This window comes from Mycobacterium asiaticum (genome assembly GCF_001673315.1).
Taxonomy (GTDB): Bacteria; Actinomycetota; Actinomycetes; order Mycobacteriales; family Mycobacteriaceae; genus Mycobacterium; species Mycobacterium asiaticum_B.
The window spans coordinates 1-11,708 of record NZ_LZLQ01000136.1; the positions used below are offsets into that span (position 1 = coordinate 1).

The 11,708-nt window shown below is 64.8% G+C and carries 11 protein-coding genes, 1 tRNA gene and 1 pseudogene; 4 read left to right on the plus strand and 9 right to left on the minus strand.

What is annotated here, in order from left to right; all coding sequences use genetic code 11:
- Positions 1 to 317, plus strand: a pseudogene (locus A5636_RS26670) (IS481 family transposase); the annotation flags it as partial.
- A gap of 39 nt (positions 318 to 356) precedes the next feature.
- On the opposite strand, the gene A5636_RS21715 reads toward A5636_RS26670, so the two are convergent.
- From A5636_RS21715 to A5636_RS21730, 4 genes are all read right to left on the minus strand, one after another.
- Positions 357 to 432 (minus strand) — tRNA-Arg (locus A5636_RS21715).
- A 274-nt stretch (positions 433 to 706) separates the two neighbouring features.
- Positions 707 to 3,298, minus strand: a complete 2,592-nt coding sequence (locus A5636_RS21720) for a multicopper oxidase domain-containing protein (RefSeq protein ID WP_065160703.1) — start codon at positions 3,296 to 3,298, stop codon at positions 707 to 709.
- Positions 3,295 to 4,383 (minus strand): hypothetical protein, encoded by a 1,089-nt coding sequence (locus A5636_RS21725; protein ID WP_065160704.1) that lies wholly within the window; start codon positions 4,381 to 4,383, stop codon positions 3,295 to 3,297. Before A5636_RS21725 ends, A5636_RS21720 begins: the two co-directional genes overlap by 4 nt.
- The gene (locus tag A5636_RS21730; RefSeq protein WP_065160705.1) at positions 4,376 to 5,086 is read right to left on the minus strand and encodes a helix-turn-helix transcriptional regulator; all 711 of its coding nucleotides are present in this window, start codon (positions 5,084 to 5,086) and stop codon (positions 4,376 to 4,378) included. Before A5636_RS21730 ends, A5636_RS21725 begins: the two co-directional genes overlap by 8 nt.
- 94 nt (positions 5,087 to 5,180) lie before the next feature.
- On the opposite strand from A5636_RS21730, the gene A5636_RS21735 reads away from it, so the two are divergent.
- Entirely contained in the window at positions 5,181 to 5,948 is a 768-nt protein-coding gene (locus A5636_RS21735; protein WP_065160706.1) for a DUF2249 domain-containing protein, read from the plus strand.
- A gap of 179 nt (positions 5,949 to 6,127) precedes the next feature.
- Here A5636_RS21735 and A5636_RS21740 read toward each other — a convergent pair whose 3' ends face one another.
- The 4 genes from A5636_RS21740 to ctaD all read right to left on the minus strand — a co-directional run bounded on the left by A5636_RS21740 (position 6,128) and on the right by ctaD (position 9,287).
- Complete coding sequence (locus A5636_RS21740; RefSeq protein ID WP_065160707.1) at positions 6,128 to 6,319, minus strand: ferredoxin; 192 nt, start codon at positions 6,317 to 6,319, stop codon at positions 6,128 to 6,130.
- 37 nt (positions 6,320 to 6,356) lie between these two features.
- Positions 6,357 to 6,830 carry a hemerythrin domain-containing protein gene (locus A5636_RS21745; protein ID WP_065160752.1) on the minus strand — a complete coding sequence of 158 codons (474 nt, stop codon included), beginning with the start codon at positions 6,828 to 6,830 and terminating at the stop codon, positions 6,357 to 6,359.
- 15 nt (positions 6,831 to 6,845) lie between these two features.
- The gene (locus A5636_RS21750; protein WP_065160708.1) at positions 6,846 to 7,313 is read right to left on the minus strand and encodes an OsmC family peroxiredoxin; all 468 of its coding nucleotides are present in this window, start codon (positions 7,311 to 7,313) and stop codon (positions 6,846 to 6,848) included.
- A 246-nt stretch (positions 7,314 to 7,559) separates the two neighbouring features.
- Positions 7,560 to 9,287, minus strand: a complete 1,728-nt coding sequence (ctaD, locus tag A5636_RS21755) for an aa3-type cytochrome oxidase subunit I (RefSeq protein WP_065160753.1) — start codon at positions 9,285 to 9,287, stop codon at positions 7,560 to 7,562.
- A 484-nt stretch (positions 9,288 to 9,771) separates the two neighbouring features.
- Between ctaD and fdxA the strand changes: the two genes are divergently transcribed.
- Positions 9,772 to 10,119: a ferredoxin gene (fdxA, locus tag A5636_RS21760; protein ID WP_065160709.1), complete on the plus strand. Its 348-nt coding sequence runs from the start codon at positions 9,772 to 9,774 to the stop codon at positions 10,117 to 10,119.
- A complete protein-coding gene (locus tag A5636_RS21765) occupies positions 10,116 to 10,799 on the plus strand; it encodes a helix-turn-helix transcriptional regulator (RefSeq protein WP_065160710.1) in 684 nt (227 codons plus the stop codon). The genes fdxA and A5636_RS21765 overlap by 4 nt, the downstream gene beginning before the upstream one ends.
- Positions 10,800 to 10,883: 84 nt before the next feature.
- On the opposite strand, the gene A5636_RS21770 is transcribed toward A5636_RS21765, so the two are convergent.
- The gene (locus tag A5636_RS21770; RefSeq protein ID WP_081287925.1) at positions 10,884 to 11,708 is read right to left on the minus strand and encodes an LLM class F420-dependent oxidoreductase; all 825 of its coding nucleotides are present in this window, start codon (positions 11,706 to 11,708) and stop codon (positions 10,884 to 10,886) included.

Below are 11,708 nucleotides of genomic sequence, written 5' to 3' on the forward strand. Positions count from 1 at the left end.
CCACCCCCGCCACCGCCTACACCAGCCGACCCAAAGCCGACCCAGCAACCCGCATCGACACCCACAACCGCGTACGCACCGACCGCGTCGACCAAGCCGGATCAATCACCCTGCGCGTCAACGGCCGCCTCCACCACATCGGCATCGGCCGCACCCACTACCGAACCCGCGTCCTGATCCTCGTCCAAGACCTCAACATCAGAATCATCAACGCCGCCACCGGAGAACTACTCCGCGACTTCACCCTCGACCCCACCAGGAACTACCAACCCACCGGCGCACCCAAAGGCCCCACACGGAAAAAGCCCCGAACCTAACGTAGGTTCAGAGCTATTCCGATGTCTTGCGACATCACATGGTGCCCCCGGCAGGATTCGAACCTGCGACACCGGCTTTAGGAGAGCCGTGCTCTATCCCCTGAGCTACGAGGGCGGGGAAACGTCTTTGAATACCTGACTAAACCTAGTCGTTGGGGGCCGCTGATGGTTTGCGACGTGTTCTGGGCATCCTCTGCCGTTCCCGCCAGGATGGCGAAAGTCGGGGTTCGGCGGGTGTGAGTGTAGCTGGCACGGTCATTTCCCGCGGTCGCCTCTTCTCGCTGCGCGCAAAGCGCTCTGTTTGTTCTCGACCGCTTTCCGGACCGCCCGTCCCGGGTCCTTTCGGCCGCAGCCCGCTGCGCGGAGTGGTGCGACTCTCTGGTCGTCCATCACCGTCGGGCCACCTCGATGATGCCGTGGGCGCCGCGTTCGGCGTCCACCATCGCGTGTGACACGAACGGGTATCGACCCGCTTGACCGAAGGTCAATTCCGCGAATCCGCCTTGGGCCGCGAACAATCCGAGTGTCTGCGCGCCGCCCGCGCCCCGGCCCGCCTTGCCGCCCAGCCGGTAGTCGCCCTCGGACCACACGGTGTCGAACTGCCCCCCGACGACGTGGAACGACGTGCCTCGGTTCGGCCCGGCGGCGAGCACCCAGATGCGAACGCGCTCGCCCACCCGAGCGGTCAGTGGCGCGTGGTCGTATTGACGGGCATAGCCGTTGAACAACACCAGGTCGGGCCTGTCCGCGGCGACCTTGTCGGCGTCCGCCTCGCCGCCGGGCACGCCGAGATACATCTCGGACTGCACGATCAGGTACTCGCGGTCGACGCGCGGCAGGTCCGGCGGGTCGATGATCACCGCCCCGAACATGCCGTTCGCGATGTGCAGCGACATCGGCATCGTCGAGCAGTGGTACAGCCAGATTCCCGCCCGCGTTGCGGTGAACCGGTACACCAGGTGCTGGCCGGGCTGGATGGTCCGCATGGGTTCGTCGGGCGCCAGCGCTCCCGCATGGAAGTCGATCGAATGCCCGGTGCTGCCGTCGTTGACGAGCGTGATCTCGAAGACGTCGCCGACCTTTCCGCGCAACGTCGGCCCGGGCGCGGTACCACCGAACGTCCAGAGCCGCTGGGTGATTCCGGGGGAGACCTCCCGCCGGATCTCGGTCACCGGCAGCGTCAGGCGATGCTCGGCCGCAGCCGGTGCTAGTGCGGCGTCGCGCGCGGTGAAACCCGGAGCGGGGGCGGCACCGAGGCTGCGGGCGATGTCACCGGCAGGGATCGTCGCGCCGGCGGCCGGCCCCTGGTGACCTGAATGCACGGAATCCGTTGTGGGCATTGGCGTTCCGGTCGCCCGGACCTTAAAAGTCATACCCATCTGACGGTGTCCGGCCACGGCGCACCAGCCGTCGAGACTGGAGCCGATCACCCCGGCTTCGAGGACGGCCGACTCGCCCGGCGCGATCCGTCCGGTGCGGCTGCCGTTGGACAGCACCAGGTCATGTTGGTCGGTGCCAGTGTTGGCGAGGGTGATCCGCAGCCGATTCCCGGCGGGAACCTCGACCGTGTCCGGCACGAAGCGCATGCCCTCGATTCGGACCGACGCCGTGGTGGTGTGCCCGGTGGCGGCCACGGCTACCCGAGGTGACGTGCCGATGCCGAGCGACGCGGGGTCGGCAGCCACGCCGGCCGCGGTCGCCAGCACGACGACCCCGAGTCCGGCGGCCGCGACGCCGAGGCGCCGCCCCGGGGGTGCCGCCGCGGGTTGTCCTGGGGCCGTGGGCTTGTCGCGATCCCGGTGTACCCGCCATGCCGCGCGAACCAGCAGCGGTAGGAAGGTTGCGTACGACAACAGCACGAGAACCGATGCCGCGACGCGCACCAGGCTCGGCGTCGGGAGGACACAGAGCAACAGCCCGGCGTTGGCGACGGTGACCCGCCACGCGGCCCCCCGCTCGAGTTCGGCTCCGGCAGCCAGCGTCGCCGCACGCCCGCCCATCACGACAGGCGCGAGGTAGGTCAGTGATCCGAGCAGCACCTGCACCAGGAAACCGGCAAGCACTGGTGCGGTGAGTTTCCCGGCCGCCGTGACCACCGCCGGCCAGGTCGGCGCGATCGTCAGGGCGATGGCGGCGAACGCCAGCGACCCGATCAGCCAGGCCACACCCGCCAATACCGACAAGGTCGCAAAGTCGTTGGGCTGCTTGCGGCGGATCTCGTCGAGGTGTGGTCGCAGCACGATCCCGGCGGCACCGAGATACCCGAGGGCACCCAGTCCGGTGATCGGTGGTGATCCCACCACTGCGCCGCCGGCGGTCACAACCAGGGCGGTCAACAGGGCCGGCAGGCCGTGGCGAGCGGCCGCCTCGACCCCGGTGGCCATCCGGGTGCGCAGCATCGTCGGCCACAGCGTGACCAGCGTGCCCAGTACCGTCAGGCCCACCCAGCCGAACAAGTTCACCGCCGCATGCGCGATGACGAACCGCTCCTGGATACGGCCGGGGAGCGCCGAATTCGCCATCGCCACACCGAGTCCCGCGCCGACCGCCAGACACCACGTCGCGGCGATGTAGTAGCGGATGGTGACGCCGAAGCGGGCGGGCAGCGCGGTGCGCATCTGCTGCAGAAGGGTCGCCCCGTGCGCCAGGGCGACGACCGCGACGACCACACCACCAGCCAGTACCGCCGGCCACCACCGGCCCAGCATGCCGGTGACCACCGCGACGGCACCGGCGTTAAAGGCCGCGATGCGCAACACTTCTGCGGTCCGCGCCGAATCTGGTGGCCGGCGCAGCAACGCGTCGGCGAAATGCCGGCTCCAGATCAGGATCGCGTTGCCGGCCGCGCCCAGCGCCAGCAGATGGACCAACAGCCAGCCGGAGAACGGAATGTACCGATGCGCGACCGCTACCGAGACGAGCGCTGCGAGCCAGGCGAACACGACGGTCCCGACACGTAGGTGCCATCCCGAACGATTCATGCGGGCACTCGATTGGCTGCGCGCAGGGCCGAAATGGCAGCAACGACAATGAATCCGAGGATCGCCACGATATTCACCACACCACCGGCCTGCAGCGCCCAGTGGATGCCGCGTGCGTCGCCGGCCACCAACCGCACCAGCAGCGACACATGCAACACCGCGACCGGGCCGTACATCAGCGGGGTGTAGGGCAGCGGGCGACGCAACACGGCCGGCAAGATCACGGGTGCGTGCGCCATGATCATCGACAGCACAAAGCCCAGCATTACCGCGTGCACCACCGCGTCATAGCCTGCGCCTGAAGGTATTTGGCCGACCAGCAACCAGGTCGTCCCCGGCACCAGCAGCCATCCGTAACCGGCGAGCAGGCACACCGCCATGTATCGGGGCAGCCCTGTCGCGCGCACCGTGCTGCGGGCGACATCGAACCGGCCCAGCCACGCCACCGTCGTCAACAGCGCCGCGCCGAGCATTGGATAGCCACAGGTCGGCCACAACAGCGCGGCCACAGTGGCGGCGACCGTCACCGCGGCGATGGCCGTCAGTAGCCCCTCGGCTCGGGTGCCGATCGTTGCGATGCGGGCGAGTTCAAGGCGCTCCCCGACGATGGTGAGGATCAGGAATCCCGAAAGCCAGGGCAGCAGATCGGGAACCGGCACGCCGCCCAGCCACAACATTGCCGCGCCGGTTGCCAACACCGCACCGCCGACCTGGACCAGAACCGACACGTCGGCGGTTCGTCGCCACAACGGCACGTACACCGCGACCAACAAGGCGGATCCCGCGAGCAACAGGACGCCGCCGAGGTTTCGGGGCGCCCGGGTGACCAGCAACACTGCGCCGGCGCCGAGGGACATCGGGCTCAGGTAGGCCCACCACCGCTGTGCGGCCACGGCCCGCTCCAGCGCGACCACCGTGCCTACGAACCCGAGCACCAGCAGGACGCCGTGCACCTCGGTCAACCGGGTGGTTTCGATCGGTGCGGGCAGGCCGAGCAGCATCAGCGCCGCGTCGAGTCCGGCCAACAACGCGAACCCGCCCGGCATCAGAAGCAACGCCCTGGGCGGCACCCTTCGGTCAGTCATCATGCCGCACAACGGGATCGGGCAGAAATAGCCGGCAAGCGCCGGGCTCGGCGAATGGGATGAGGCCGGGTGCCGGTGCACCGGCGGCTCCGAGACGCTCCAGCATTCCCTCGACGATGCCGAGGTGGACCTGACAGACGATGCTCGGATAGCGACGGGCCGCGTCCAGCAGAGGGCAGCGGCGCAGGGCGATGCCTCGGTGCGCACCGAGCGCGTCCGAGTCGTCGTCCGGCGCAAAGCCCAGGCGGTCCAGCGCCTCGAGTACGGATTGCCGCGCATCGCCACCGGCCTGGCTGCACTCGTCGATGAGTTCGCGTCCCCATTCGACGCCGGCGGCCCGCGCGTCGCGCTCCGGGTGGGGGCTGGTGCGGGCCAGTTGTCCGGCCAGCGCGGTCGCCAAACCCGCGTAGTCACGCATCGTTACCGCGGGGTCGGCGGCAGACGTCCGATATACCGTGGCCGGACGTCCGCGTCCGAGTGTCCTGGCGATGGAGCGTTCGACGAGCCCAAGGTCGACGACCGCGTCGAGATGTTCGCGAACGGTGTTGGCGTGCAGGTCAAGATCGGCGGCGGCGTCTGCGACCCGGACGGGGGAGTGTGCGCGCACGTACTCGAGCACCCGCAGTCGCTGCCCGGACAGCGCCACCGGCGCTTGTAGTACCGGCATCGGCCGGGGGCCCAGGACCATCGACTCTTTTTTCACGGAATTTACTGTAGTAAATTATCGGGCGATGCACATAGGGCAATGAGTCACTTTCGCTCAGCCGAGCGATGGGCTCAACGGAAAGGAACCGAACATGCCAGCCAACGATGTAATCGTGGCGTCCACAGCGGCTGATGCCGCGGCGGTCGAAGCCATCACGAACCACCACGCCCAACTCGCCGGGCAGCTCGCGGTGCTGACCGATTCGATGGTGTCGGCAGTCGAGCGCGGTACGGACTTCGAAACGGCGCGTGCGGCGACCCTGGACTTCCTGGCCGGTGAGCTGTTGCCGCACGCCGCCGCCGAAGAGGAGCGGCTGTACCCGGCCGCAACCCGCACCCAACACGCGCGGCCCCTGATCGAATCGATGATCGCGGCGCACCGCGTCATCGGCTCCCTCGTCGACGGCATCCGTACGCAACCGCCGGTGCGCGCGGCTGGTTCCGGTCAAGCCCTGCGGGTGCTGTTCGACGCACACCTGGTCGACGAGAACGAGCGGATCCTGCCGATCGTCGCCGCCGACCCGAACGTGTCCTTGGTCGAGGTGACCGACGGCATGCACGAACTCCTCGGGTGTGCTCCCTCCGCCGATGGCCACGAGCAGTCACACAGCTGCGCTTGCTGCGAAGCCGATGACGATGATCTCGTGCTCGACGTCCGCGAGGTGCCGCACTCCATCCGGCACGCAACGGTGTTCGGCGCGTTCGATGCCGTTCCGCCCGGCGGCGCTTTGGTGCTGGTGGCTCCGCACGACCCGATCCCGCTGCTGCACCAACTCAACGGCCGCACATCGGGCCGGCTCGAGGTCCAGTACGAGCAACGCGGGCCGGATGCGTGGCGGTTGCGGCTGATCAAACTGTAGGGGGGCCGGTACCGCGGGATGCGGCTACCGAGACGGCTGCAGAGTCGGTGTGACTTCGGTCAGACCGACTCTGCAGCCGACGTTCTCAACGGTGTGTAGACGATGGCGATTGCGCAGGAGCCAAGAGGGCGACTACCCCTGTAACGCAATTGAATTGACTGTGGGGTCGACGTACAGCTCTAGTCTTCCCGCGACAGTGCCGCGCGAGGGCACGCGCCGATAGCTTGCTCCGCGAGCGCTTCCTGCTCGGCCGGGACGGGATCGGTTTTGACCACCGCGTACTCGTCGTCGTCGAGTTCGAACACATCGGGCGCGATGTTCACACAGAAGGCGTTGCCCTCACAGCGATCACGATCCACTACCACGCGCATTGAGAATCCTCCTTCGCTACTTCAGCGGGTTCAAAGCTCAAGCGTTCGCCTGCTGGCACACCCATCCAGCGGGTGTGCGTCCGGTCTCAATGAACCGGCTCAGTTCCGCTGTTGTTTGCGGTGGCAGCGAGGCGTCGGCGATGGGATAGATGACCGCTTCCTCTTTGGTGTTGTGCCGAAGGAGTTGATCCAACAGCTGTGTGCACGTGTTCCTGAGTCGCACGGTGTCGTTTCCGTCAGCAAGTAGATCGGTCAGGGTGTCCATGGTGCGCCACAGCTGACCGTGCTCGCGCATCATCAGGAAGATCGGCATCATAATCCCGGCGCCCCGCAGCGGTGGAAACAGGAACACCTCTTCGAGGTAGATGTGGCGGCGCAGCGCCTCCAGTGCTTCGGTGAGTAGTTCGTGCTGCAAGCTGCCGCAATCGAGCTTCTCGATGAAAGTCTCTATCACGATGTCGATTTCGCGGTGTTCCCATGTCATCTCGGCAGATACAGCCAGGTCGCCCATCATGTGCTCCTCTGGTTAGCCGGCGGGACGGACTGAGTCGCTCTGGTCGAGCTGTGCGTCGACACTGATCGTGGCCCCGGCAAACAATCGCGACACCGGACACAGCGCGGCCGCCTGGTTCACCACGGCCGCGAACGCATCGTCGTCCAGGCCGTCGACCTGCGCCCTCACTGTCAACTCCGACGTTGTGATCGTCGGCACTCCGTCGACCGCATCCAAGGTCACGGTGGCCGTGACGTCGAGTCGTTGTGGCGGCGTGCGGTTTTCACCCAGTTTCAGCGCCAGCGCCATCGAGAAACACGATGAGTGCGCCGCTGCCGCCAACTCTTCGGGGCTGGTCTTGCCGCCCGGCTGCTCAGTTCGGGAGGCCCAGGTCAACGGCAGGCCATCCAGGGCCCCACTGCTGCCCCGCGATAGCTTGCCTTCGCCCGAGTCCAGCGGGCCTTCCCATGTGGTCTGCGTGGCCCGTTCCGCAATGCTCATACTTCTCGACCCCTTCTCAGAGCGTAACGTTTTTACAAGTGCTAGTTGTGTAAACTCTAGACTGCGCTCCGCGCATTGACTAGAGAGCGATCGCTGCCAGATGGTCATTGTCGGCTGGATTGCAGAACCGATCGACTCTGACAAGGACTTCGGGCCGTTCCGCCGATCGCTGCGGAATGACCTGGCTGAGTTTTTTGGTAGCCGGTGATCTGGCAGCGGACCCGCGCGAAGGCCAGTGGTCTGTTGCTATGCCGTGTTGGCCGTCTCACGTTGACTGTCGGCATGGACCCGGCGACTGTAATGCAGCTCGCCGCGCATTCGTGCGAGCATGTGCGGGTAATGCAGTTCGAAGGCGGGCCGCTCGGAGCGGATGCGGGGTAGCTCAGTGAAATTGTGCCGTGGCGGTGGGCAACTGGTGGCCCACTCCAACGAGTTACCGTGCCCCCAGGGGTCGTCTACGACGACCGGTTCTCCGTAGCGCCAGCTGCTGAACACATTCCAGACGAAAGGCAGCATCGAGGCGCCCAAGATGAACGCGCCCGCCGTGGAGACGACATTGAGCGTCTGGAAGCCGTCGATGGGCAGGTAGTCGGCGTAGCGGCGGGGCATGCCCATGTCCCCCAGCCAGTGCTGCACCAAGAAGGTGGTGTGAAAGCCGATCAGGGTCAGCCAGAAGTGCAGCTTGCCCAACCGTTCGTCGAGTAGCCGGCCGGTCATCTTCGGGAACCAGAAGTAAATGCCGGCGAAGGTGGCGAACACAATGGTGCCGAACAGCACGTAGTGGAAGTGCGCGATCAAGAAGTACGTGTCGGTGACGTGGAAGTCGATCGGCGGGCTGGCCAGCATTACCCCGGACAGCCCGCCCAGCAGAAATGTCGCCATGAAGCCCACCGAAAACAGCATCGGCGTCTCAAAGGTCAACTGGCCCTTCCACATCGTGCCGATCCAGTTGAAGAACTTCAGCCCGGTCGGTACCGCAATGAGATACGACATGAACGAAAAGAATGGCAGCAGCACCGCTCCGGTGGCGAACATGTGGTGTGCCCACACCGCAGCCGACAGTGCTGCGATACTCATCGTTGCGTAGACCATCGGGGTATAGCCGAAGACCGGCTTGCGGGCGAATACCGGGATCACTTCGGAGATGATGCCGAAGAATGGCAGCGCGATGATGTACACCTCGGGATGGCCGAAGAACCAGAACAAGTGCTGCCACAGGATTACCCCGCCGTTGGCCGGGTCGTAGATATGGGCACCGAGGTGGCGGTCGGCGGCCAGCCCCAACAGCGCTGCGGTCAGCAGTGGGAACGCAATAAGCACCATGATCGACGTGATCAGCATGTTCCAGGTGAAAATTGGCATCCGAAACATCGTCATCCCCGGCGCCCGCAGGCACACCACCGTGGTGATCATGTTGACCGCACCCAAGATGGTGCCCAAACCACCGACTGCCAACCCCAGGATCCACAGATCCCCACCGGCGCCGGGGCTATGGATGGCGTCGCTGAGCGGGGTATACGCGGTCCAGCCGAAATCGGCGGCTCCGCCCGGTGTGATGAATCCCCCCATCGCGATCAGCGCACCAAACACGAACAGCCAAAACGACAAGGCATTGAGTCGCGGGAACGCGACATCGGGGGCGCCAATCTGCAACGGCAACACCAGATTTGCGAATCCAAACACGATAGGAGTGGCATAGAACAGCAACATGACGGTGCCGTGCATGGTGAACAGCTGGTTGTACTGCTCATTGGAGAAGAACTGCAACCCGGGCGCCGCGAGTTCGGTCCGCATCAGCAATGCCATCAGGCCGCCGATGAAGAAGAAAGTGAAGCACGCAACGCAGTACATGATTCCGATCAGTTTATGATCGGTGGTTGTGACGATCTTGTAGATCAAGCTGCCTGTTGGCCCCAGCCGAGCAGGAAATGGCCTGCGCGCCAACAATTCTTGCGGTACGACTTCAGTAGCCATCGGCTCCTCCACTGTTGGTGTTGTCTTCTAGGTTCCGGGTTCTATTGGTGCGCCAGCTTTGGCGATGCAAGCCATCAACTGGCGGGAGCCACGGGTCTCGTGGGTGACTATGGTGAAGGCCGTCAAAATGTCCCCGGTGTCGACGGAGACACTGTGCTGCCGAGCTACTCGTCGTCGGGTTCGGTGCTGGGCCACCACCTCGCCGACCAACCACAACGCTGTTCGCTTCCTGGCGTGATCCATGCAGCTGTCGGATGTCGAGTTCGTTGGCCGCCTTGGGATTTCACGCCCCCGGGGTTTTTACAATTGGAATTGTGCAAACTCTACAGCATGAGTGCGCAGCGGGGAAGCACTTCCGTACGCCCTATCGGCAAACTCGCTGCGCGACGTACCGGATGGTTTGGTGGCAGCGCGCCGAGGCCAATCGTCTGCGCCGCTGAGATCCCACTAGTTTCTACAAACAATTTTGTGTAAATTCGAGGTCATGGCATACGTGATAGGAAAGCCATGCGTGGATGTGATGGATCGGTCCTGCGTCGAGGAGTGCCCGGTCGACTGCATCTACGAAGGTGGCCGGGCGTTATATATCCATCCCGACGAATGCGTAGATTGCGGGGCATGCGAGCCCGTCTGCCCGGTAGAAGCCATCTACTACGAGGACGACCTACCCGAAGAGTTGCAGCCCTACCAAGCGGACAACGCGGCATTCTTTTTCGAAACGCTGCCCGGCCGCGACGAACCCGTGGGCTCACCGGGTGGGGCGGCCAAGATGGGCCCGCTCAAAATTGACGCACCGCTGGTGGCTAGCCTGCCCAAGCAGGCGTCCGAGTGAGCGTGAGCGGCGTCGCCGTGTCACGCGAGGAGCCGTCTGGTCGGCGTCGTGATGTGCTGCGGGTTTTGAAGGCCGGCCCGGGGCCGATGAGTATTGCCGCGATCGCCAAAGTGCTTGAGGTGCATCCAAATACCGTGCGATTCCACCTGAATGCATTGTCCGACGACGGCCAGGTGGAGCTCATCGAACCGGACCGCAGACGCCCGGGACGCCCGCCGCTGATGTTTCGTGCGACACCACAGATGGACCGCAGCGGGCCGCGAAACTTCCAGGTGCTCGCTGAAATCCTCGTCATGAGTCTTGCCGGCAACCGCAATGTGCGGGGAAAGGCGCAATCCGCGGGCCGTGCCTGGGGACGTGAGTTGAGAACGTCACCTGCGCAAGGGAAAAAGGCGGGAGCCAAAAAATCGATCGACCACCTGGTGGGCGTTCTCGACGATCTCGGATTCGCGCCAGAACGTCGAGAATCCGGCGGAGAGCAACAGATTGGCTTGCGCCACTGCCCGTTTCTCGAACTCGCTGAGGTCAGAGCCAAGGTTGTCTGCCCGATCCATCTGGGCCTCATGCAAGGAGTTCTCGAAAATCAGCAAGTAACCGTAGACAGACTGGACGCGTTCGTCGAACCGGATCTATGCGTCGCCCATCTGACACTGCAATCATCTGACACGGCAATCATCTGACGCTGCGATGTGACTTCAATGAGCTGCTAGACGGGTCGCCGTCTTGGATTTCGGCATCAGGTGGCTCGTTGGCCGCAGATCATCTCAGCGCAACTGCGCCATCACGTCGGCGAAGGTACCGATGTGGTTGTCCTGCACTGTGAAGTGTGAGATTCCGTACTTGTCACGGTAATTAGACAACGTCTCGGCCATCTCGGCTGGGGACCCGCTGAGCACCGAGTGCATGGCGAGCAACTGTTCGTCGGACAAGTCCGGTGCGTTGCGGCGGGTCAGCGACAGGTCGGGAATGGCCTCACCCTTACGCGGCACGGCGGTGATCACCAGGTTGAGCTCGAGAGAATTGAACCGGTCACCCGCGGCGTCGCGCACGAACGCGATTCGCTCGGCCACGGGGTCATCGACGTCGCGCACTCTCGCCCCGGTCAGGGCGACGATGTCGGCGTGCCGCGCCGCCAGGGTCATCACCCGGTCACCGCTGCCGGCCACCATGATTGGCACTCCGGAATGATGCTCTTTGAGGTAGACGGCCATGTGTTCGAGATAGTCGACTCGTGCGCCCGCGCTGGGATACGGCAACTCGGCGGCCTCGAATTCCTCACGCACGTAGCCCGTTCCGAGCCCCACTTCCAGACGCCCATCGCTGAGCAGGTCGAGCGCGCCAATGTCACGGCTCAACAATGCCGGCTTGTAGAAGGCGGCATTGAGCACGTACATACTCAGCCGGATCCGCTCGGTGACCATGGCGGCCGCCGTCAGCGTCGGAAACGGCGCCGCCGCGCCCAGATGGTCTGGCACACAGAGAATGTCATAACCAAGGTCTTCTGCTCGCCGCGCCGTCTCCACCAGCGCGGCGCGAGACTTGAAATAGCGAATACTCACGCCAAAGCGGAAATCCTTGGCCACCAACAA